Annotated in this window: 22 protein-coding genes; 16 read left to right on the plus strand and 6 right to left on the minus strand. The window is 56.3% G+C overall.

The features are described 5' to 3' along the window. Window positions 1-147: 147 nt before the first annotated feature. The 16 genes from VNX88_07260 (at window position 148) to purF (ending at window position 16636) form a co-directional block, all read left to right on the plus strand. Window positions 148-2166, plus strand: coding sequence for an ATP-dependent DNA helicase (locus VNX88_07260; protein ID HWY68447.1), 2019 nt, complete (start codon window positions 148-150; stop codon window positions 2164-2166). A 366-nt stretch (window positions 2167-2532) separates the two neighbouring features. Beyond that, window positions 2533-2787, plus strand: a complete 255-nt coding sequence (locus VNX88_07265) for a hypothetical protein (protein HWY68448.1) — start codon at window positions 2533-2535, stop codon at window positions 2785-2787. Window positions 2788-2910: 123 nt separating this feature from the next. Next, window positions 2911-3288 (plus strand): 6-carboxytetrahydropterin synthase QueD, encoded by a 378-nt coding sequence (gene queD, locus VNX88_07270; GenBank protein ID HWY68449.1) that lies wholly within the window; start codon window positions 2911-2913, stop codon window positions 3286-3288. A gap of 89 nt (window positions 3289-3377) precedes the next feature. Further along, window positions 3378-4058, plus strand: coding sequence for a radical SAM protein (locus tag VNX88_07275; protein ID HWY68450.1), 681 nt, complete (start codon window positions 3378-3380; stop codon window positions 4056-4058). 301 nt (window positions 4059-4359) lie between these two features. Then, the gene (locus VNX88_07280) at window positions 4360-5481 is read left to right on the plus strand and encodes a tetratricopeptide repeat protein (protein HWY68451.1); all 1122 of its coding nucleotides are present in this window, start codon (window positions 4360-4362) and stop codon (window positions 5479-5481) included. Window positions 5482-5537: 56 nt separating this feature from the next. Continuing rightward, complete coding sequence (gene glp, locus VNX88_07285) at window positions 5538-6812, plus strand: gephyrin-like molybdotransferase Glp (protein HWY68452.1); 1275 nt, start codon at window positions 5538-5540, stop codon at window positions 6810-6812. Beyond that, window positions 6812-7315, plus strand: a complete 504-nt coding sequence (moaC, locus tag VNX88_07290; protein ID HWY68453.1) for a cyclic pyranopterin monophosphate synthase MoaC — start codon at window positions 6812-6814, stop codon at window positions 7313-7315. Before glp ends, moaC begins: the two co-directional genes overlap by 1 nt. 9 nt (window positions 7316-7324) lie before the next feature. After that, window positions 7325-8074: a response regulator gene (locus tag VNX88_07295; protein HWY68454.1), complete on the plus strand. Its 750-nt coding sequence runs from the start codon at window positions 7325-7327 to the stop codon at window positions 8072-8074. Then, a complete protein-coding gene (locus VNX88_07300) occupies window positions 8071-8547 on the plus strand; it encodes a MogA/MoaB family molybdenum cofactor biosynthesis protein (GenBank protein ID HWY68455.1) in 477 nt (158 codons plus the stop codon). The genes VNX88_07295 and VNX88_07300 overlap by 4 nt, the downstream gene beginning before the upstream one ends. 146 nt (window positions 8548-8693) lie before the next feature. Further along, window positions 8694-9335 (plus strand): VTT domain-containing protein, encoded by a 642-nt coding sequence (locus VNX88_07305; protein HWY68456.1) that lies wholly within the window; start codon window positions 8694-8696, stop codon window positions 9333-9335. 234 nt (window positions 9336-9569) lie between these two features. Beyond that, a complete protein-coding gene (locus VNX88_07310) occupies window positions 9570-10412 on the plus strand; it encodes a CBS domain-containing protein (GenBank protein HWY68457.1) in 843 nt (280 codons plus the stop codon). Between the two features lie 8 nt (window positions 10413-10420). Continuing rightward, window positions 10421-10666: a YtxH domain-containing protein gene (locus VNX88_07315; protein ID HWY68458.1), complete on the plus strand. Its 246-nt coding sequence runs from the start codon at window positions 10421-10423 to the stop codon at window positions 10664-10666. A 220-nt stretch (window positions 10667-10886) separates the two neighbouring features. Next, the gene (locus tag VNX88_07320; GenBank protein ID HWY68459.1) at window positions 10887-11495 is read left to right on the plus strand and encodes a hypothetical protein; all 609 of its coding nucleotides are present in this window, start codon (window positions 10887-10889) and stop codon (window positions 11493-11495) included. Window positions 11496-12108: 613 nt separating this feature from the next. Continuing rightward, the gene (locus VNX88_07325) at window positions 12109-12627 is read left to right on the plus strand and encodes a hypothetical protein (protein HWY68460.1); all 519 of its coding nucleotides are present in this window, start codon (window positions 12109-12111) and stop codon (window positions 12625-12627) included. 119 nt (window positions 12628-12746) lie between these two features. Beyond that, complete coding sequence (gene purL / locus VNX88_07330; protein HWY68461.1) at window positions 12747-15170, plus strand: phosphoribosylformylglycinamidine synthase subunit PurL; 2424 nt, start codon at window positions 12747-12749, stop codon at window positions 15168-15170. A 32-nt stretch (window positions 15171-15202) separates the two neighbouring features. Next, entirely contained in the window at window positions 15203-16636 is a 1434-nt protein-coding gene (gene purF, locus VNX88_07335; protein ID HWY68462.1) for an amidophosphoribosyltransferase, read from the plus strand. A gap of 22 nt (window positions 16637-16658) precedes the next feature. Here purF and VNX88_07340 read toward each other — a convergent pair whose 3' ends face one another. The 6 genes from VNX88_07340 to VNX88_07365 all read right to left on the minus strand — a co-directional run bounded on the left by VNX88_07340 (window position 16659) and on the right by VNX88_07365 (window position 21875). Continuing rightward, window positions 16659-17369, minus strand: coding sequence for a dTMP kinase (locus VNX88_07340; GenBank protein HWY68463.1), 711 nt, complete (start codon window positions 17367-17369; stop codon window positions 16659-16661). 39 nt (window positions 17370-17408) lie between these two features. Beyond that, window positions 17409-17987, minus strand: a complete 579-nt coding sequence (locus VNX88_07345) for a hypothetical protein (GenBank protein ID HWY68464.1) — start codon at window positions 17985-17987, stop codon at window positions 17409-17411. A 180-nt stretch (window positions 17988-18167) separates the two neighbouring features. Then, a complete protein-coding gene (locus VNX88_07350; GenBank protein ID HWY68465.1) occupies window positions 18168-18902 on the minus strand; it encodes a hypothetical protein in 735 nt (244 codons plus the stop codon). Further along, the gene (locus VNX88_07355; GenBank protein HWY68466.1) at window positions 18899-20209 is read right to left on the minus strand and encodes a hypothetical protein; all 1311 of its coding nucleotides are present in this window, start codon (window positions 20207-20209) and stop codon (window positions 18899-18901) included. The genes VNX88_07350 and VNX88_07355 overlap by 4 nt, the downstream gene beginning before the upstream one ends. A 102-nt stretch (window positions 20210-20311) precedes the next feature. Beyond that, window positions 20312-20710 carry an STAS domain-containing protein gene (locus VNX88_07360; GenBank protein ID HWY68467.1) on the minus strand — a complete coding sequence of 133 codons (399 nt, stop codon included), beginning with the start codon at window positions 20708-20710 and terminating at the stop codon, window positions 20312-20314. Continuing rightward, window positions 20697-21875: a hypothetical protein gene (locus VNX88_07365; protein ID HWY68468.1), complete on the minus strand. Its 1179-nt coding sequence runs from the start codon at window positions 21873-21875 to the stop codon at window positions 20697-20699. Before VNX88_07365 ends, VNX88_07360 begins: the two co-directional genes overlap by 14 nt. Window positions 21876-21908 lie beyond the last annotated feature (33 nt).

Consider the following 21908-nt stretch of genomic DNA (forward strand, 5'->3'; position numbering starts at 1 on the left):
GATTTGGCCGGCTGCAGCCGGATGTGAATCTGATCTGTGATCGCGTCACGAATTCATTCGAATCGCGAAATCACTTAGCAGAGCATCGCAAGCAACTCAAGCTATTATAAAGATTCGTTCCGCGCTGCCCGTGCGCGGCCGGGTCCCTTGTCTTCCGTTCCTCAAAATGCGACCGCTTCGGAGCCTGCGCGAGTTACAGGCTCGCTCTATTCATTCTTTGCCCCCGGCGGAGCGCTCTCCCGCTCGCATCCTGCCTACGAATTCCGACGCGGCCAACTCCAAATGGCAGAGGCGGTCGAGCAGGCGATTACGGGTAAAAAGCACCTGCTCGTCGAAGCCGGTACGGGAACGGGCAAGACGCTCGCCTATCTATTGCCGGCGATCCGTTCCGGCAAACGTGTCGTCGTCTCCACGGGAACGAAGAACCTCCAGGAGCAGCTCTTCTATAAGGACGTTCCCTTTCTGGAACAAGTGCTGTTCCCCAACGGTGAGGGTAAGCTGCGCGTCTGCTACATGAAGGGGCGGAACAACTATCTCTGCCGCCAGAAACTCTACGATCTCAAGAATCAGCCGATTCTGCGCGAGCTCGCCGAGGTTGAGCAATACCAGGCCATTGCGGAATGGGAGCAGCACACCGATACAGGGGACCGTGCGGAAATTTCCGGACTGCCCGAAGCCAGCGCACTCTGGCACAAGATCGACGCCCGCTCCGACGCCTGTACAGGACAGAAATGCCCGCAATTTGATCGCTGCTTTATCACCGAAATGCGACGGCGCGCGCTGGAAAGCGACATCGTCATCGTCAATCACCATCTGTTCTTTGCCGATCTGGCGATTAAGCGCGCTGCTGAACAGGCTCCTGACGCGGGCGTACTGCCGGAGGCAGGGATTGCGATCTTCGACGAAGCGCACGACCTTGAGGAAGTAGCGGGCAGCTATTTCGGAGTGTCGGTCAGCAACCTGCGCCTGGACGAGTTGGCGCGTGACGTGGAAACCACACTGCGTCAGCGCAAAACTCTGCCTGTATCCGTGTCGCTGGCCTGCGCCAACCTGCGCGAGCGTTCGCAATTCTTCTTTGGCCTGATTCCGCCGGGTGAAGGACGCTTCGCCTTTAACAACCGCGAAGGATTTCTCGAAGAAAACGGGGATGAATACATCTCCGTGATGAATGCGCTCACGCGCCTGATGGCCGAGCTGGAAGGCATCAAGGAAAAGCCGGAGGAACTATTTCAGTTCATGCGGCGCGCGGAAGAGTTGAAGGTGCAGCTCTCTTTCATTTTGGAATCAAAGGATCGCAACACGGTCTTTTGGATAGAACGCCGCGGTGGGCTGGGACGCGGACGTTCAGGAGTACGCATCGTCTCACTCCAGGCAACTCCCATTGACGTTTCTCAACTTCTGCGACAAACATTATTCGAGAACCTCGATACTGCGGTTCTCACGTCGGCGACACTTGCGGTAAGCAACGGCTTCGACTACATCCAGCGCCGACTGGGACTCGATCATGCACGTTCCTTGATCGTGCCTTCCCATTTCGATTATTCACGTCAAGCCATACTCTACGTCCCGCCGGATTTGCCCGATCCACGCAGCGACCAATTTGCTCCCCGCTCGGCGCAGGTGATTCGTCGCGTGCTTGAGATCACGCATGGACGTGCCTTCTGCCTATTCACCAGCTACGCGCAAATGCATGACATCTACGATAGGCTCCTAGGCGAAGTTGAATATCCCTTGCTCATCCAAGGATCGGCGCCTCGCACCGCTTTGCTAGAAGAGTTCCGTACTACGCCCAATGCAATCCTGTTTGCCACGTCCTCGTTCTGGCAGGGCGTGGATGTACAAGGCGACCAGCTCAGTTGCGTCATTATCGATCGCCTGCCTTTCGCGGTGCCAAACGATCCCGTCGTAGCAGCTCGCGTGGCAGCGATTGCTGCCGATGGGGGCAATGCTTTTATGGAATACCAGGTTCCCGGAGCGGTGATTACGCTGAAGCAGGGCTTCGGGCGGTTGATTCGATCGCTTCACGATCGCGGAGTGCTGGTGCTGCTGGACAATCGCATCAATCGCCAGCGCTATGGGCGAGTGTTCCTCGAGAGTCTTCCGAAGTATGGAGTGGCGAACGGATTGGAAGACGTCGAGAAATTCTTCTCAGAAAAGAAGAATTAACAGGTGTTCTGGCACGGCCCCTCGGCTGTGTACTCTGCTTACCTTACCAAGAGTGCTGTACGCCCCAGACACCTGTCATCCTGAGGCCCGGTGTTGGCCGAAGGATCTCCCGAGATGCGTCGAGCTTAATCGCTCCCTCCCGGCTCTTCGGCCAGTTCTCGTGAAAGAGCCGCGACAGAGCAATTGAAAGCGCAATATTCCGGGAGATCCTTCGGCCAACACCGGGCCTCAGGATGACAGTTGTCGTTAACAGCAGTCGTGCTGGTGAGAATGCTGTGATATTCAAATCACGAAATCACCAAATCACGATGTGAGAAACACCCGAAGCCCGGCCCGATTTCACGCTGTCGATTTAGAATCTCATCGGTGAACTCCCTGGCCCGAGTGCGCATACTATGGACAGCTTGTATCGCGCTCTTCGTCTCAGCGATCGTAGGTCTGCGTTGGGGGGCGCAAATCAGTATTGCGATGCTCCCGAAGCCGCAGAGAGCATTTGCCGATGCCGAATTGCTGCACAGCGTCTGGATCACGCGCAGTATCTTTCTCTTCCTGGCCTCAGCCGTCTGCGGCGTGTTCGGCGTGTACTACAGCCTGCGGGCCTCCGAGCTAAGCGATCGTTGAGGGAGCCGCACCGAGCCATCGCGATACAATAGAAACAAGTCCTCCAATCGGCTGCGAACGTCCTAAATCGCCGGAAATCTGAGTTTCTGTTTTTCTCTCTGCGAGGACCAACCTTGAGGAAGCATGTACGAAGTTACTGTTGAAGATAGCTTTGCCGCGGGACACTACCTGCGCAATTACCGTGGGAAGTGCGAGAACCCGCACGGCCACAATTACAAAGTCCAGATTACGCTGCAAGGGAAAGAACTCGATCATGCTGGCCTGCTCCTCGATTTCAAGGAACTCAAGCTGGTCATGAAGCCAGTGATCGACCGCCTCGACCATCGCATGATTAACGACGTTGCGCCCTTCACCACGCTCAATCCATCGGCTGAGAATCTGGCTAAGTTTTTCTTCGACGAAACCAATGTCACTCTCAGGACTTCAACCTCAGGTCGCGTTAGCGTGAAGGAAGTGACGATTTGGGAAACGGATACGACGACGGCGAGATATTCGGAATAATTAACCACGGAGGACACAGAGGGCACAGAGGAAATCAATTCTTAATTCGCTTCCTCCGTGATCCTCTGTGTCCTCTGTGGTGACCCTGCATGTACATCATCGAAATCTACAAGTCCGTTCAGGGTGAGTCCTCCTTCGCGGGGCTACCGTGTATCTTCGTGCGCCTGGCCGGATGCAATCTGCGCTGCTCCTGGTGCGACAGCGAGTACACCTTCACCGGCGGCCGCAAGATGTCTCTGGGCGAAGTCCTGGCCGAGGTGAAGAAGCTTGCTCCGGTGAAGCTCGTGGAGATCACTGGAGGCGAGCCCATGCTGCAGGAGCGAGAAGTTGTGCCGCTCATGGCAAGGTTGCTGGCTGAGGATTATCGGGTTTTGATTGAAACCAGTGGGGAGCGCCCGCTGGGGAGCGTTCCCAAATCAGTCCACAAGATCGTGGATGTAAAGTGTCCGGCTTCCGGCGAGGGGGGCAGTTTTCGGTTGGAGAACCTCGACGCGCTGACCGCAAACGATGAAGTGAAGTTCGTGATAGCCGACCGTGGAGACTATGAATTTGCCCGCGACTTTGTCCGGGAACATGGGTTTGAATCCCGCGTAGGCGATGTTTTGTTCTCTCCCGCCTTTCGCCAGGACGCCGGTCCCGCACGCGACGCTCGCAACTGTCTTCTCGACCCCAGAGAACTCGTGGAGTGGATCCTTGCGGATGGGCTGAATGTTCGCCTCGGTTTGCAGATTCACAAGTTCATCTGGGAGCCGATGATGAAGGGAGTCTGAGGGATCGGGCCATCGGGTGATCGGGTGAAGTAAGAACTGGCGATTTTCTGATTTTGCGATTTGGTGATTTGGTGATTAAAAATCGCAAAATCACAAAATCGCGAAATCCCAAAATGTGAGCTCTTGGCCGTTACTTCACCCGATGGCCCGATCACCCGATGGCCCGATTCTTGCTGCTGCCCTTGAAGTGGGCACTATGTTCGATTTACCTTGTTTTGCGGGTGGCAGCGCGAAAGCAACAAAGCTGCAGCCGGACGTTGCATCACAGATTAGATGTCATCGATGCGTGGGGAGGAATTGTATGAAGCTCAAAACAGGCGCGATTGCATTCATTTTCGTGCTGCTTAGCGCAATCAGCGCGTTGGCACAGACCGCCACTATAAAAGGTTCAGTAAAAGACGCGACCGGGGGTATGCCCGGTTTGGCCGTGCAACTTAGGGATTCCGAGACTGGCCGCAAGTACAACCTGAAGACCGACAAGAAAGGCGAATTCTTCAGCATTGGCGTCTCTCCCGGAAAATACGACGTGACCGTCACCAAAGACGGCAAGCTTGTGTACAGCACTAAGTTCCAGGTTTCGCTCAGTGTGGAAGTGAACCAGCTGGACATGGATCTCACCCCGGCACCGGCCGGACAGGAAGCCGTCCAAGCTCCTGCACCAACCGGAAAGCAAGAAACCCAGCCCAAGCTGACCGAGGAGCAAAAGAAGCAGATTGAAGAGACTAACAAGAAGAATGCCGAGATCCTGAAGGAAAACGCGAAGATCGGCAATCTCAACAACCTGCTGAAGGAAGCTCAGGCGGACATGACCGCCAAGAATTACGACGGCGCTGTCCAGGTGATGCAGCAAGCGGCAGAGGCTGACAATAGCCAGCACGATCAGGTGTACGGGGTCTATGGTGACGCCTTACTTGCCGCCAAGAAATACCCCGAGGCGATCGACGCCTACAACAAGGCCGTCCAAATCGGCTCAACGCAAACACGCGCGAACTCCAAGCAGATGGTGGCCTCCTACTACAACAATCTCGGCCAGGCCTATGCTCGGACGAATAAGATTCCCGAATCGATCGACGCTTACAACAAGGCAGCCGAACAGGATCCGACGCGTGCCTCGCAGTTCTATTACAACGAAGGCGCAGTGCTTACCAATACGGGAAAGGCAGACGAGGCTAACACCGCTTTCACGAAAGCCATCCAAGCCGACCCAACTCACGCCGACGCGTACTATCAGCGCGCCATCAATTCGCTGCAGAAGGCGACCGTCGACAAGCAGGGAAAGATGATTGCACCGGCCGGTACAGTCGATGATTTCAACAAGTATTTGGAGCTTCAGCCTACCGGTCCCTACGCCGACGGCGCCAAGCAGATGCTTGATACTCTCGGCGCAAAGATCACCACCGGCTTCAAGACGACAAAGAAGTAGACGTTCAGCCACTACAATGTTCAGGGCGGCCTGTTTGGCCGCCCTTTTTTGATTGAATGTCCGCGAGCCAAGCCCACAGCCGAATCGAGAGACTGCTCAGCTTCGAAGATGCCCAGGAATGTGTGCGTTCTCAAGCAGAGTTGCTGCGCAAACAGCCCCGCACTAGCGAGCAGGTGCCACTTCTCGAATCCCTGGGACGCACGTTAGCCGAGGAGATCGTCGCGGATCGCAACTTACCTCCATTTCCTCGCGCTACACGCGACGGCTACGCAGTGCGTGCCGAAGATGTCCAGCTCATTCCGACCGAACTCAGAATCGTAGGGCAGATACGCGCAGGCGGCGAACTTCCTGAAGGTTTCACCAAGCTTTCGAGGGGGCAAGCAATTTCGATCATGACCGGTGCTCCTGTTCCCAGCGGAGCGAACGGAGTGGTCATGGTCGAGCACACTGAGCGAAAAGGCGATTCCGTTCGCCTGCTGAGATCGGTGACAAATGGGGAGAACGTCGTGCCTCTTGGCAGTGAAGCCCGCGCGGGAGCCGTGCTGATTGAACGAGGAACCCGCGTTTCCCACGCTCAAGTCGCACTGGCTGCTGCGGTGGGTAAGTCGAAAGTCAGCGTGTACTCCCGCCCACGAGTTGCCATCCTCCCAACCGGCGATGAAGTGGTGTCTATCGACTCCGAACCGGCCAGCAATCAGATTCGCAACTCCAACAGCTTTTCGTTGGCAGCGCAGGTGATTGCCGCCGGAGGGGAGCCGATCCAGCTTCCTATAGCGCCGGACGAGCCTGAACGTTTGCGCGAACTGATTGCCCAGGGACTCGAGAGTGATTTGCTGCTGCTGAGCGGTGGCGTCTCTGCTGGTGAATACGACTTGGTAGAGGACGTTCTTTCGCAGTTCTCCGCTGAATTCCTGTTTACCGGAGTGCAGATTCAACCGGGAAAGCCGCTCGTATTCGGGCGCGCTCTTTCCACGTCGCATGGACGTTTGATGTACTTCCTCGGATTACCGGGAAATCCCATCTCTACCATGGTCACGTTCGAACTTTTCGCCAGTATTCTGCTTCGAGCATTATCGGGAGCACCAGGATCAGGCTTGCGAGGAACGAAGGCCCGACTGGTAAAAGAAGTTCGTGTTAAGACAGGGCTCACTCGTTTTCTTCCAGCGCAGTTGTCAGGAAACTGGGATGATCCTGAAGTGGCGCCGGTTAAATGGCAGGGATCCGGAGATGTTGCAGCCTTCTCACGGGGAGATTGCCTGCTCGTGATCCCGCCGGATCGTGAGCATTTCAATCCCGGAGAATGGATGACCGTTCTACCTCTGCAGAGCTAATGGCCCGCAAACTCTCACACTACGATCGGAGTGGCCGTGCAACGATGGTCGATGTTTCGGAGAAGCAGCCGACCAAGCGGGAAGCAGAAGCCTCCGCGTTCGTGCGCATGTCTGAAGCTGTGCTTGCCGCCCTCCCCAGCAATCCCAAGGGCGATCCTCTGGAAGTGGCTCGCTTCGCCGGCATCGCGGCGGCTAAGCGAACTTCAGACTTGATACCAATGTGTCATCCCCTTCCCCTGACGTTCATTGATGTGACCACTCGCATATGCGAGAATGGCGTCGCTATTGCCTCGAAAGTAACTACGACTGCCATTACTGGCGTCGAGATGGAAGCGCTGGTAGCAGCAAGCGTTGCCGCCCTGACGGTCTACGATATGTGTAAGGCGCTGGACAAGGGCATCGTCATCGAGCACATCCGCCTGGAGAAGAAGTCCGGCGGCAAGAGCGGTCCGTACGTCCGACAACCGGGAAACTCCCGTCCGCCACGCCGGACGAGCCGATAAGACCTGAGTATGGCATCCAACATTCGCGTCCTGCTGGTGGACGACAACCCGATGATTCTGGCGCTGCTCAGGCAGGTGATCTCGCCGTTCGCGACGATAAAAACCATCGCGAATGCTGCAGAGGCCCTGATGCACGTAGTGGAATCGCCGCCCGACCTGCTCATCTCCGACTACTCCCTGCCTGAGTTAAATGGTAAGCAGTTGATCGAGAAGATTCACGGACGGCGCCAAACCGCCAAGCTTCCCGCAATTCTCATCGCAACCCGCAGCGAGATCACCGAGCAACTCCGCTCCATGCAGGACCAGGTCGAGGACATCATCGAGAAGCCATTTTTCACCAAAGAGATCTCCCGCCGCATCAAGCGCGTAGTCGACAAGATTTCTCTGGAGAAGATGGCGCGGGAAGCGCCCGGGGAGTCGGTAGTCCGGGGCAACCTGCAGCAGATGAATACCATGGACCTGTTCCAATCGCTGGAGCTCGGTCACAAAACCTGCCGCCTCACTCTTAGCAACGCCGGACAGCGTTGCGACCTTTACTTCAATGATGGACAAATCAATCACGCTCTGTTCGGCGGACTTCGCGGAGACGAAGCTGTCTTCAAGGTTCTCACCTGGACTGAAGGACTTTTCGAGATCGACTTCAGCGGCAGCAGCTCGGAGCAGACCACCACACGTTCCACTCAGGGCCTGCTGATGGAAGGCTTGCGTCTACTCGATGAAGCTAACCGCGACGCGGAAGAGAACGTGCTCGACGCGTGAAGCTGACCGCTGCAGTTCTCACGATCAGCGACTCCTCTTTTCGCGGATCACGCGAAGATCTCTCCGGACCGAGATTGCAACAAGTCCTCAAAGATGCAGGATTCGAAATCTCGCTGAGCAAGGTTCTTCCTGACGAGGCTCAGCAAATTGCGGCAGCTCTGCGCACAGCAGCAGCTCAGGCTCGCTTCGTCGTGACCACCGGAGGCACGGGAATCGCAGCGCGTGACGTGACCCCAGAAGCTACGCGCAGAGTATGCGAGCGCCTGCTCGACGGCGTTGCCGAGTTAATGCGCGCTGAGGGACTGAAGCAGACTCCTTTTGCCGCGCTCACGCGCGGAGTATGCGGAACACTAGGGACCTCGATCGTCCTAAACGTGCCCGGAAATCCCGCAGGTGCAGAGCAGTCCCTGAAAGTCGTGCTGCCCCTGATTCCCCACGCGCTCGACTTGCTCGCGGGCAAAACCGAGCATTAGTCAGTACGGCTGCGGTAGCCGCTGGGTCACTCAATTTGCCTCAATGCCGCCGCACATCGTCCAGGCGCTCATGCACCCGGCGGCTACGGCCTCCGGTACTGAGCCGCTCGTTGGCCAGCACGTTACAATAAAATTTCCCATCCGATTTGAACGCCATCAAACACATCCTCGCCCGGTATTCGCATTTTGTCTGGTCAGTCGTCGAACCACTTGGTTCCTGGGGAATCCTTGCAGTTGCGTTTATTGACTCTGCTGCTTTTGGTATTCCGCTTGACCCAGTTGTTGCTGGATATGTCTACGCCCATCCTCTGAAGATATGGCTGTGCGTTTTTATGGCCGCATTCGGATCTGCATTGGGTAGCCTGATCCCATACGGAATCGGTCGCGCTGGAGGAGAGCTGCTCCTCCTGAAGCACGTCGATCGTAAGCGCTTCGAGCGACTGCGCGACCGCTTCGAGAATCAGGAGTTCTTCGCCATGATGGTCCCGGCGATGCTCCCGCCTCCGACTCCCTTCAAGCTCTTCCTGCTTGCCGCTGGAGTGTTCGAAATGCGGCCCGCTTTGTTCATGCTTGCCATTTTCGCCGGGCGGGTGATTCGGTTTCTGATTCTTGGCTTTCTCGTGGTCAGATTCGGTCCGGGAATCGTAGTTTTGGTCACAGCGGTAATGGCCCGGCACCTGATATGGGTGATGGCAGGCTTCGTAGTCCTGATCGGATTGTTTGTCTATGAGTTCAAGTTCAGAAGGCCAAGAGCAAGTCGGAGAGAAGAGCCGGAAGAAGTTGCTTAGGCCGTTGTGGCAGCAGCTAGTCTTGAGGCCCTGCAGAATGCTGCGTCTCTACCAAGCCCGTCACAATCTTTGACTTGCCTCAGCTGCTTGCGTCCGCTGCTCCGCTTTTGAATTCTGCTAATACAACTGAATCCTCGCCCGGTGTTTCCTAACTATTGCTGGCTCGACAAATAAAGTCATTGTTCAATTCTCGCGCATTATCCGCGCACACAACACGTAAGGGAGAGGTGCTGAATGAAAGTTGCTGAGGTCATGACCACCGAAGTCGAAACAGTTCAGATGAACAGCACGTTGGAAGAAGCGGCTTCCATCATGAAAGTTGAAAACGTTGGAGCCATACCCGTGGTTGACGAAGAAGATGACCTGGTTGGCATCATCACGGATCGCGATATCGTTGTGCGCTGTGTTGCCGAAGGCAAAGACCCCGCCGACACAAACGTCGAGGAGGTGCTCAGCCATGAACTCGAGACGATTGAGCCGGATGTTGACGTGGAAGAAGCTGCACGACTCATGGCCGACAAGCAGATCCGCCGCCTGCCGGTGTGCCAGGACGGAGAATTAGTGGGTATGATTTCGATCGGCGATTTGGCGGTAAAAGCTACTCGGCCCGAAGCATCGGGTGCGGCTCTGCGCGAAATCTCGCAAGGCGTGCGAGGAGGGGGCGGCGACTCGCGCCTCGTAACGCGGGAAGCTCGTGTACGGATGTTCGGTTCCGCGCAAGGAGGGGGTTCTCGCGCCGCACATGCAGCAGCCGCAAAGTTCAGTGATGATGAGGATCTCGATCTCGAGTTCTCCGACGAGAAGGATCTGGCCATGTCGGAGGCTTGGGAACGGCACAGCAATCGCCACCATCAATCGTCGCAGAAGCAAAAAGGAGCAGGCGGCAGCAAGAGCAAACTGCGTCCAATTACGGAAGGTCGTCCCCAGCAGGATTTGCGCGCCCTCGGACAGAGGAAACAGGCCCCCGGAATCTCCAATCAGCAAGCCAACGACGAGCTTAAACGCAACAATCGCGTAGTCGCGATTCGCGAAGATGCGCAGACCGGGCGCAAACGGCGAACCCGCAAAGCCGGATGAGAACTGGTATGAACGACTATCAAAAATACGCTGAATACCGTGCCGCCCAGTGTTCCAGGGCAGAACACGCCAAGACGGCGATTGTCTTTCTGATGATTGGCGCAGGACTTGGAACTCTGCTCGCCATGTTACTGGCTCCGCGTTCTGGACCAGAATTCCGCAGGGGGGTCGAAGATAGGTTCGATGAAGCTCGCCGTGGCTTGGGAGCGCAAGCTTCGCGCGTACGTCGTCGCGCAACCGACATTGCCGGCTAAGCACGCGAAAAGGTGAGACCTATCAGCAACACGCAGTGAGGCAGTACAGCAGAACGTGCAATAAGACAGTTAGGCGTGCATCCGCGGGTTGGCGTGCGAAGTTTTTCCCTCGTCGTACTTCTGCTGCGCTTCGCCACGCACGCTCCCGCCTCGTCTCGTTTGTAAATCCTTTCAAGGCGTGTCGATCCAGGAATAGACTTCTCCGAGACAAGAGGCAGCCATGAAGCGTGCGGCGCTCGGCATTCGCATGCATTCCGGATGGGGAGTCTTGGTCGCAGTCAGCGAGGCAATCGAGATTATCGATCGCCGCCGAATTGTAGTCACAAGCGATGACGGACCGAGAGGTAATCAGCCATTTCATCATGCTGAGGAGCTTGGTCTTCAGAAAGCCGAGGGGTTTCTCGCCCAATATCGTGCCGAATCGGAACATCTTGCACGCGAAGCGATTGAGGCCGCTACAAAACAGATAACTGCGCGAGGATATAAGGTTACAGCTACGGCGCTGCTGCTGGCCTCCGGAAGATCTTTGCCCGCGCTGCCGCAGATTCTGGCTTCGCATCCGTTGATCCACACCGCCGAAGGAGAGTTGTTTCGCGAAGTCGTGAGCAATGCTTGCGCGACGCTGAAAATTCCGGTAGCTCGATACCGTGAGCGCGACTTGGAAAAGGTAGCCAAAGGCGCTCTGGCAGATTCCACAGAAACCACGAAACAGAGGGTTGCGGACGCGGGCAAGATAATCGGTCCTCCCTGGACCGCCGATCACAAGGCAGCGGCCCTGGCTGCCTGCATAGCATTGCAAGAGAGAATTACAAGGAAAGGGACAGCGTAGAGCCTAAGCGGCCTCGCGGGTCAGGCTTAAGGAACAACGATGCTTCGTTTGTTATTGCTGATTCTTCTCTCTCCTGCCTGCTCGGACTTTCCAACTCTCGGCGTAGGCACTCCGTAGCAGCTCCTGAAGCTCAGCACGAATTGCTTCCGTGCTTTGCTCAGTCTGGCTCCGATTTCCTCTCGCACAAGGATCGCGCTCGTTCTTCGTACTTAGCGGAGTCTCATTCTGGAAGTAGTCAAACAGCGCGAGAGTCGACCATGCTCTAAAACACGGGCTTGTGTCTTGACGCACCCTAACCTCCAATGTGCTCCAAATCTGAAAACAACTCGCCGATTTCGAAGTTGACTGAGACATGCGTTCTCCACAGGCAAATCGATTTCAGGTAACGTCTGTGAAGTTGCAATGTGCATGCCAAGTAAACCTGCTGAGCCTGCGACAGATAATCCCGTGCTGCGCCTGGCACAGGTAAATAATTCCTGATTACTTGTCACAATTCCATTTGGCTGGATAACAGCTCTGAGGCATCTTTGCCAGTGTGGAGACCATCGGCGGTTTAACTTTAGTCCCACAACGGGACGATCTTTCGACCGGTGGAAGGCGATATAGTCGTTTGATGACTCGTCTCCCACTCACACCTGGGCAGATCACTGAGCTCATCTCCAACGTCGCGTTATTCATCGAGGAGCAGCGCCGGGCGCATGCACCAGCATCGCGACCGCTGAGCAACAGTGAGCGGGCTTCGTTGGCGGTCCACTTTCCCGGTGACGTGCTTGATCGAGTGCGCCTCGCGCGAGTGAGATACCTACAGAATCCGCCGTTTTATGCTGAACTGGAGCGCATGGGCTTTCAGAATCTGCCGCAGTTTCGGCGGATGGCGGCGGTTACATTCGTTAATGTAATCGTCGCGCAAGATGAGTTCACTTCCTCGTTGCTCTTCCACGAACTCGTTCACGTTGTGCAATACAGGCAACTCGGTGTACAGAAGTTTGCAGAACTATATGTTCGGGGATTTCTTGAAACAGGGGAGTATCTTTCGATTCCACTCGAGCGAGTGGCATACCACCTGGAAGGACTGTTCCGGCTACGTCCCGACTTAGCGATTGAGGTCGAGAAACAGGCTACCAGCTTCTAGTTGAAGGAGAATTTTCTCCCAAATTCTTCCTGACCTTGGGTTCTCCTCTGTGACCTTAGTGTTCGCTCTGGGTTGGATTTAAGAAGCTGGTTCCATGAGAAAATAGATTTACCCCCGAAATGGCCACTCAATCGCTCCAGACTCCTCCGATTCCTTGTCGAGCCACACCTGAGCTGTTAAAGACGCACGGCATCACTCCTGAAGAATACGAGCGCATTGTGCAAGCGTTAGGACGCGAGCCATCGATCACCGAGCTGGGTATTTACAGCGTGATGTGGAGCGAGCACTGCTCGTACAAGTCGTCGAAGGTTCACCTGAAGCGCCTGCCTACGAGGAGTGACCGCGTCGTGCAGGGCCCGGGAGAGAACGCTGGCATCATCGACATCGGCGACGGCTGGGCTTGCGCCTTCAAGATCGAATCACACAATCATCCTTCGTACATTGAACCCTTCCAGGGCGCGGCCACTGGCGTCGGTGGGATTCTGCGCGACATTTTCACCATGGGCGCTCGTCCGCTTGCGGTGATGGACTCTCTGCGCTTTGGACGAATCGTAGAGCGCCGCAAGCCTCGGGGCGACGGCGACGGTGTGCAGGGAACACCTAGCAGCGGAGATCAACGGGCAAGCGCCTCGTATTCGCCCGCGCGAAAGCTCAGGAGCTTAGAAGCCAAAAAGCTGATCCACAAGAATCATTCCATTCTCGAAGGCGTAGTGAGCGGCATTGCGTCGTACGGCAATTGCTTTGGCGTGCCAAATCTGGGCGGCGAGACAAAGTTCGAGGAGTGCTATTTCGGGAATCCGCTCGTAAATGCCTTCGCGCTTGGTCTCGTGCGTAAGAATGAGATTTTCTACGCCAAGGCTTCTGGCGAGGGGAATCCTGTGATTTACGTCGGCGCCAAGACCGGACGCGATGGCATCCATGGCGCTACGATGGCCAGCGAGGAGTTCAAGGAAGGATCGGAACAGAAGCGTCCAAATGTTCAGGTCGGAGATCCTTTTTTGGAAAAGCTTCTGCTCGAAGCCTGTCTTGAGGCCATGCAAACGGGCGCTGTTGTCGGCATTCAGGATATGGGCGCCGCAGGCCTTACTTGCTCTACGTGTGAAATGGGTGCGCGCGGAGGTGTTGGCATCGAGATCGAGCTGGATCACGTTCCCCAGCGCGAGACGGGAATGACTGCGTACGAGATCATGCTCAGCGAGTCCCAGGAACGCATGCTTCTCGTCGCCGAGCGAGGACGTGAGCACGAAGTCTTCCTCGTCTTCGAAAAATGGGGATTGGACGCAGTGACCGTTGGTCGCGTCATAGGCGAGCCGCGCATGCGTGTGCTCGAGCATGGGAACATCGTGGCGGATATCCCCAACACTTCCCTCACTGACGAGGCTCCAGTGTACCGGCGTCCCATGCAGCCATGGTCGGCTCCAGTCCCGAAGGACAAGCCCACAGACATTCAGCTTGGCGCGACTTCTGACTTAACCGGCGTCCTCAAGCGTCTGCTTGCCTCCCAGAATATCTGCTCGAAGCGTTGGGTTCACGAGCAGTACGACAGCATGGTGCAGACCAACACCGTGCAAGGTCCGGGTGGGGATGGTGGCGTGATGCGCATCAAGGATACGGGTCGTGGACTTGCGATGTCGCTCGACGGCAATGGCCGCTGGTGCTACTTAAGTCCCAAAGTGGGAGCCATGCACGCCGTAGCCGAAGCCGCGCGCAAAGTTGCCTGCGCCGGTGGTATACCGGTGGCAGCCACAAATTGCCTGAATTTCGGCAATCCTGAGAAGCCGCACATCATGTGGCAGTTCTCCGAGGTGATCGACGGGTTAGCCGAAGCGTGCACTGCGCTTGGCACACCGATTACAGGGGGCAACGTGAGTCTCTACAACGAGACTCTCGGCGAAGGGATTTACCCGACTGCGGTGCTCGGAGTAGTGGGCATCGTCGAGGACGTTCACCGCACGGCGACGCCGCACTTCCAATCTCCTGGACGCGAAATAATTCTGCTTTGCGGCGCCACACCCTCGTATGACGACCGCCAGCTTGGCTCGTCGGAATACGCGAAGGAAATCGTCGGATCGCTGTGGGGGGAACCCCCGGCTCTCGATCTCAATTCTGAAGCCTCGCTACAAAAGTGTGTGCTCGAGCTGATCGAGAAGGGCCTGGTTGAGTCTGCACACGACTGCTCGGATGGCGGTCTGGCCGTGGCGGTGGCGGAATCGTGTTTCCGCAACGAAATCGGGGCAGAACTGCATTTACGCGAGACGCCGGATCCGATCGAGATCGCTCTCTTTGGCGAGCAGGCTAGCCGCGTGCTCGTTTCTTGCGTCCCGGGTGACCGCCAGACCATCCAACAATTAGCGGCTAAACACAACATTCAAGCAGAGTTCCTGGGAAGAACCGGCGGAGAGAAACTTGTGATCCGTCGCGGCTCATCCAACGCGGTTTCGGTTTATATGGCCGATATAAAAAATGTATGGGCCCAGGCCCTCGAATGCGCCTTACACTCGGACGTACCCGAAAAGCTCGTGCCGGAGCTATTGGATAAATAGCTCGCAACCGTCACACCCGTGGACACTAGGCTATGTCGATCATCGAAAAATCCGATAAGTTCCACGATGAATGTGGCGTAATGGCCGTGCACGGTCATGCCGAGGCGTCAAAGCTTGCCTACTTGGGACTTTATGCTCTGCAGCACCGCGGACAGGAATCGGCGGGCATAGCCAGCTCCGACCTGGTGCGCCTGCACAACATTAAGGCTATGGGACTCGTTGCCGACATCTTTACCGAAGATGTCCTCGGAAGGTTGCCGGGGTCTCTGGCGATTGGGCATACACGCTACTCGACAACAGGCGACTCCGCCCTGCTGAACGCCCAGCCGATTCGTGTGGAGTGCAACAAAGGCGCGATCGCTCTGGCCCATAATGGAAATCTTGTAAACGCGCAGGTTCTGCGCCGCCAGCTCGAGCAGAATGGATCGATCTTCCAGACCACGAGCGACACCGAAGTTGTCGTACATCTAATTGCCCAATCCAAAGAGCAAACTCTTCCCGACGCCATCGCCGACGCCCTCAGGCGAATTGAAGGAGCCTTTTCCCTTGTACTCATGACCCGCGACCGCATCTTTGCGGCTCGCGATCCGCATGGTTTCCGCCCGCTATCGATGGCTACTTTGCCCAATCCGACCGGCAAGCCCTCGATTGTCTTTGCCTCAGAAACGTGCGCCTTTGATCTCATTGGAGCTCATTACGAACGCGACGTGAGGCCCGGAGAGTTAGTCGTTGTAGGCAGCGAGGGAGTGCACTCGCGCGTCTTTGCCCCACCCCGTGAGCAGTCTAGCTGCATCTTCGAGCACGTGTACTTTTCCCGTCCGGATAGCGTGATCTTTGGCCGTCCAGTGCAGGAAAGTCGTGAGGCATTGGGGCGTGAGCTAGCCCGTGAAGTTCCCGCAGAAGCCGATCTGGTCGTCCCGGTTCCCGATTCGGGAGTGACCGCTGCGATAGGCTATTCGAATGAGAGCGGTATTCCGTTCAGTTTCGGCCTGATTCGCAATCACTACGTGGGCCGCACGTTCATCGAACCGGAGCAGCGTGTTCGCGACTTCGGCGTCCGCCTAAAGCTGAATCCCGTACAGCACCTGCTGAAGGGCAAGCGCGTCGTGCTGATCGATGACTCCATCGTTCGCGGCACTACCAGCCGCAAAATCGTTCGCATGGTGCGCGATGCGGGGGCGACTGAAGTCCACATGCGAATTTCTTGCCCACCCACGATTTCGCCCTGCTTCTACGGAGTCGACACTCCTTCGAAGAAGCACCTCATTGCGGCGAACAAGTCTGTGGAGGAGATTCGCGAATATATCGGCGCTGATTCGCTCGCGTATCTCTCGCTTGAAGGCCTCAAGCGTGCCTGCGCTGAGGGCGAAAACACTAGCTACTGCACCGCTTGTTACACGGGCAAATATCCGACCGACTTTGTAGATGTAGAGGATATTGAGCCGGTGCCGGTCGCCTGGAAGTAATCCAAGACAACTGTAACGAAGCTTAGGCCGCCGGTGCCCCGACTCCACGAGTCGGCGGCTCGATGGCGATTTCCAACTCACGCGCCAAAATAGTCTTGTCACACACTGTGACCACTGCCATCTTCGCCTCAGCCAAGGGGAGCGGCGGAATAATCGTCATCGTTCCGAGCAGTGCTGCTAGCCGGTAGTACGCCGCACGACACCTGTGCATGAAGTCCACGGGATACTCAGGCTTTCGCTTGTGAGCGGCCTCGGGATCGGCATCCAGCAGATACGCGATATCGGGCAAGGGCGCGATCTTCTGGATGAGATTAAGAAATGCGAGCGTCATCGGGCGATCGAGCGGCAGGTTCGCCAGTTCGTCGTAGATATAGCGGTCGAGAATTACGACGTCGGCTCCCGATTTCAACGCTTTCCGCACTGCCGTGCGAAGGTGTATCGCATCGAGCAGGTAAAGTGCCTGGCGCGCGATGGTCAGATACCATGCACGAACATTCTTGTCGCGGCGTTTGACCGGTTTATTCGGCGCGCCAACCCCCTTCTCACTGCCATAGACCTTGTGAACAAAACCTTCGCGGTAACGTGTCATCACCACGATGTCGTCCCAAAAGGTAAGCAGGCGAATCTTCAAGCCGGCTGCAGCCAGACGTTCCTGAAGGTTCTCAATTTGTGTGCTTTTACCCGCACCGTCAAGTCCGGAGAAGCTAATCAGTAGTGGACGCTTGATACTCACGTGGCCCAGATCCCTTACGAAAATTCCTACGAATTACGACTATCGTGCTCCCGGCGGAACGCTGGAAGTGCCTCGAGTCAGTCCAACTACGGTACCGACTGCCGCGGCGCCGGCCGCCACCAATCCCAGTTTGATTAGCAGCGAGTGAACCTGACGCTGTTTTGCTGGGGCGATAGCCTCGCCTGCCGGCCGTGAAGCAACACCACCACGAGTCGCACCCTGCTGCGCCGTCGCAGTGCCGAGGGGATTTACCCGTTCCGGCTGAGCTGGCTGCGGCTTCGGCTGAGCTGTGTTCTCTGTCGATTGCGCCTGCTGACTGCGTTGCACCTCACTGGGAGCATCGGGCGGCACAGTGCTTGTCTCAGAGCGACGCGCGCTTGGTACCGGCGCGAGCGGAGCTTGAGCCGGATCGTAACGTGTCCCACCGGCTTGCGGATTTGCAGCAGGCTGGCTCTGTGGGGCATTTGAGTCCGTAGCCTGCGATGTCTGCTGCTGTTCCGATTGCGAGCTCTGTGGCGCCGCAGGCGCATTTTGAGCTGCGAGATATTGAGGTGCATTGCTCACAAGGAAGCAGAGAACTACCGCCAGGAAGCGCGGACCAATTTGCTTGAAGAACATAACAACTCCAGTGGGACTAGGCGCAGATCAGACACTCTGTTTAAAGATGCGTCATGAGAGCTGCAGGTTGGAAGATAGCTTCTAAGCTTCTAAGCTCCTAAGGGCGAGACACGAGGTGGCTTCGTAAATACAAGCGTTTAGGGCTCAGAAGCTCGGAGGCTTAGGAGCTTAGCAGCTGCTTCACTTCGCTTGAGCTTTTTCAGTCTTCATCGTTCTCGCAAACGTTGGAGTCGTATTTTCGCCGGTGGCGGACAGTGCACGCCCCACATCGGCCTCCTTGTCCACGAGATTAGCGAGTCGATTCTTGATGTAGGTCCACAGTGTCGGGATGTTGGTGTCGTACCAGCAAGACTCGTACATGCGAGATGAGAGCCCACAAATCATGCGAAATCCAGTGTGCACGAGCTCAGGAGAGACCAGCATCGCCGCCGCCAATCGATGGTTCCCTTCGAGGATGGTCAGAGGCAGCTCTTCGTCGACGCCGATCAGCAGTACCGTCGAATTCACCGATTCACACTGCAAGCGATAGCGGAGAAGTTGAATTTTCAGGAAAGCCGGATCGGTGTGCGCGATTGCGGACTCCCGGATGCGCCTCACGATTTCGCTCAACAGAAAGCTACCATCGGAGACCTTCCGCCAATGGGCGCGCGGAAATACTCGAATCCGTTTCAGATCCTCGGCGTCGATCGTAGCTTCATGCCAAACCGTGTCTGAGGGGATCTCGCGCCACATGTGTCCGCGCCTCCGATACAGTAACGCACGGCGAACGGCGTTTTGCGCGTCGTCGGCCAGATCGGGGTTAAGGACCAGATGCTCGAACCCCTCCCGATCTTTGTCATACTCCTTCTGATAAAACTCGTTTTTCAGAAACTCGGCAATCACTTCTGCGTCTGTAACGCGGCGCTTAAGAATCATAGGGACTCCTTCCATCGGAGACGGATGATGGAACGCAAAAATGGGAGTGAAACTAACAACAGCATCAGCGCCATAAGCGCGACCTGCACAACAATCACTTGTCGCAACGTGGAATGGAACATGGAAATCAGGAAGGCCAGCGCCCCGCTGAACAATAATTGCAGCCAGCCGGTATTCGCGATCTTCCGGGACATTTCGTAGGTCATCAGGACAACGGCAAGGGCGTAAAGGCCGGTGGCGGCGGCGTACAAGCTCAACAACGGCTCGGCCGAACGGAAGCTTTCGCCAAGGACCAGGTGAATGATGAAACCGGGAAATAGCCCCAGAACTGCAATGAATGCCACCGACATCGCCAGCACGATCAGCAGGGGCAGCAGCAGAACGTGTTTTGTGTTCTCATCTTTCCCAGCGGCAGCGCTAATTGGGAACATCGCACTTACGATGGACCAGGCGGCAAAGTACAGCACTCGCCCAACCAGGGCGACTGCGGCATAGAGTCCTGCCAGTTCCGCCGTGAAGAAGTGCTTCACCAAAATGATATCGATGTTATTGATGATTACTTGCCCGATAAAAAAGACGATCGCCTGCATGGCCTCGCGGAAAGACGCAGGAATCACTTCTCCCGATTCGTAACTAAGCGCGCTCTCAGCCTTTACGCCCGGCAACAGCATCGCGGCAATGATGGACGCCGAAATGGCACCTACTACTCCGATGACTTCGTACCCCAGTGCTACCAGCAGAACCGCCATCGCCAGCTTGCAGGCAGCCTCAAAAATGTAGTTGCGAGAGAGTGCGCCGAACTCGCACAGGCCTTGCAGATTGCCGCGCTTCACACCGAGCGGCGTGTAGAAAGCCATCCCAATGGCAAATACGATGAGCAACCGAGGGTCAGACATGCGCAAATAGTCGGCGACTGGCTGTCTTGCCAATGCGAACACTAATCCGATTGCGACACCGACAATCCATGCACTCCGCCGCAGATCACGAAAAACTGCAAGCCTCCCGTCTAGCGTGACATTTCGCGCCACGAACTTCGCGCAGACCATCTGGAATGACAAGCTCACCGACGAGAGCAACATCAGCAAAGTCACCATGGCGGCGACCTGAGCGAACAGCGCTGGTCCCAACAGCCGGGCCATGCTGACGTTGAATCCGAAGTTGAGAGCGGCTACGAGTACAGAACCGAGCAACATGACGATGCTGCCGCTCAGCACGCGCGACGACGCTCCTCGCTCGATCCAATCGGCGCAGCGGACGCGCCACCCCGCGCGAAGGGGTAGGGAAATTGTGTCGGAACCTGAACTCATTACGGAGAGATGCTGACGCCTGTGTTATTCAGTTCTGTATTGTGGCAGCAGCGTTCGTTGCTGCTGCTTGGATGTCGAAAATGGTCCGAGAGGAGGTCTGGCCTAAGCAGCCAGCTGCGTGCTATCTGCCGCTCTCTTCGGATAAGCCGAAATCGACTGCATCGCATTGGGTAGAAATCCGGAGAAGCTCCGCGCCGCCTCAGTCGAATTCTCATAGACTTCGAACAGGCGGTCGGTGCGCGTGAGCTCAAGCACCATGCTGGCTTGCCGGGAGAGCGACGCCAACTTCAAGTCACCATCGCGCTTCATTACTTCCGCGACGCACTGCAAGAGCATTTCTATTCCCGCAGCATCGAGCTGTTTTACTAGCGAGAGATCGAACACGAGCTGCGGACGGTCTGAGGTCAAAAAGGGCTGCACGTCAGCGAAGAACTTCCTCGCTTCCTGTTGATTTACTTTTTCCGGCATCCTCTTTACGACTACTGGCCTACTGGTTTCCATATTCCCTCATTTGTGTAACAACACTTGAAGTCAAAGGTTGGCATTCCTGAGCCACGGGCCGAGCAACTGCTCTGGGATCGAACGCCTTATCCGCGCTCTCCGGACAAGGACGCGCATTCTGCAGTTTGCGTCCGCCAAACAGCTTCGTCATTATTTGATGCGGCACGAAAGTGACAAGTCGCGACGCGTCGTGAACGGTGCGCCAGATGGATGAAGCTGGAACTGTGGAAACCAAACTGCTATCGTTGGTCTCCAGTTCCGCGGAATACTTCACGCTTGCAATTCGCTTGAAACCGACGACCGAGTGCACCAGATCGAGTCCAGCTCCCAGATAGGACAGAGGCAGCAGCGTGCTTCCCTCTACAACGGTTCCACGATCCACGACCGAGTGATGCTCAATTGAGCTCCCCCGAGTGATCAGCGAACCCGAACGGACTCTCGCCGATGGCCCGACATAACAAGGGGCAACCAGCCGCACATTCCGCTCGATCTTTGCTCCGGGTCCCACCCACACTCCAGGACGAAACTGCTCGCCGCATGGCTGAATCATTGTTTTCTGCACCAGGCTATCGACCGTCAATCGACGCAAGTCGGCAGTGGTTTGTAACCGATTCACATAGCCCCGGGTTTCGAATGGTCGAGTTTGCACCCGCATCGTCCCAAGTTTGTTACGAAGCAAGAACGCAGCGTCGTTGCGACGAGATCCGGAAAGGACGAAGAAGTCCAGTGGACCATCGGCGTCAACAACCTGCGTCGTGTGGTTGCGTTGATCCAGGTGGAATTGAAGCAACGGATCGATTTCAACTTCCGCATAGGGCCCAAGGCGAAGAACGAGCACCAGCTCAGCCCCACTGCGAGCCAAAGCATCGAACTCTTCCTCGGCAGCACGCCATGCCTGGCTTGATGAGACGCTTTGCCACTTGATGTCTCCTCGACGCGCATCTTCGACCATTGGCAATGTCGGTTCTGCGGCATTGAGCACTGAGAATGAGTCAATTCCTGCGGACTTCAGACGGTCAACAACACGATGGAGAACCGGTTGCCCCAATACGGGGAGGAGTCCGAAAGGAACTCCAGCAAAGTTTTCGAGTGACTCGGGAGCGGAACTGGGCTGATCGTTCAGCTCGCAAGGAAATCCAATCAGAACAATCGCTCTCACATCCATTGCAACCACCACGGCGCAGCAGCGCAGGAGCGA

The sequence above is a fragment of the Terriglobales bacterium genome (assembly GCA_035567895.1).
Classification (GTDB): domain Bacteria; phylum Acidobacteriota; class Terriglobia; order Terriglobales; family Acidobacteriaceae; genus Gp1-AA112.

What these genes read in the sequence shown, in the direction of transcription:
- VNX88_07355 (HWY68466.1), bottom strand. Translation starts at nt 20,209, where the DNA reads ATGAGTTCAGGTTCCGACACAATTTCCCTACCCCTTCGCGCGGGGTGG.
- VNX88_07350 (HWY68465.1), bottom strand. Translation starts at nt 18,902, where the DNA reads ATGATTCTTAAGCGCCGCGTTACAGACGCAGAAGTGATTGCCGAGTTT.
- VNX88_07310 (HWY68457.1), top strand. Translation starts at nt 9,570, where the DNA reads ATGAAAGTTGCTGAGGTCATGACCACCGAAGTCGAAACAGTTCAGATG.
- glp (HWY68452.1), top strand. Translation starts at nt 5,538, where the DNA reads ATGTCCGCGAGCCAAGCCCACAGCCGAATCGAGAGACTGCTCAGCTTC.
- VNX88_07315 (HWY68458.1), top strand. Translation starts at nt 10,421, where the DNA reads ATGAACGACTATCAAAAATACGCTGAATACCGTGCCGCCCAGTGTTCC.
- VNX88_07360 (HWY68467.1), bottom strand. Translation starts at nt 20,710, where the DNA reads ATGGAAACCAGTAGGCCAGTAGTCGTAAAGAGGATGCCGGAAAAAGTA.
- VNX88_07280 (HWY68451.1), top strand. Translation starts at nt 4,360, where the DNA reads ATGAAGCTCAAAACAGGCGCGATTGCATTCATTTTCGTGCTGCTTAGC.
- VNX88_07365 (HWY68468.1), bottom strand. Translation starts at nt 21,875, where the DNA reads ATGGATGTGAGAGCGATTGTTCTGATTGGATTTCCTTGCGAGCTGAAC.
- purF (HWY68462.1), top strand. Translation starts at nt 15,203, where the DNA reads ATGTCGATCATCGAAAAATCCGATAAGTTCCACGATGAATGTGGCGTA.
- VNX88_07345 (HWY68464.1), bottom strand. Translation starts at nt 17,987, where the DNA reads ATGTTCTTCAAGCAAATTGGTCCGCGCTTCCTGGCGGTAGTTCTCTGC.
- VNX88_07320 (HWY68459.1), top strand. Translation starts at nt 10,887, where the DNA reads ATGAAGCGTGCGGCGCTCGGCATTCGCATGCATTCCGGATGGGGAGTC.
- VNX88_07325 (HWY68460.1), top strand. Translation starts at nt 12,109, where the DNA reads ATGACTCGTCTCCCACTCACACCTGGGCAGATCACTGAGCTCATCTCC.
- queD (HWY68449.1), top strand. Translation starts at nt 2,911, where the DNA reads ATGTACGAAGTTACTGTTGAAGATAGCTTTGCCGCGGGACACTACCTG.
- moaC (HWY68453.1), top strand. Translation starts at nt 6,812, where the DNA reads ATGGCCCGCAAACTCTCACACTACGATCGGAGTGGCCGTGCAACGATG.
- VNX88_07275 (HWY68450.1), top strand. Translation starts at nt 3,378, where the DNA reads ATGTACATCATCGAAATCTACAAGTCCGTTCAGGGTGAGTCCTCCTTC.
- purL (HWY68461.1), top strand. Translation starts at nt 12,747, where the DNA reads ATGGCCACTCAATCGCTCCAGACTCCTCCGATTCCTTGTCGAGCCACA.
- VNX88_07295 (HWY68454.1), top strand. Translation starts at nt 7,325, where the DNA reads ATGGCATCCAACATTCGCGTCCTGCTGGTGGACGACAACCCGATGATT.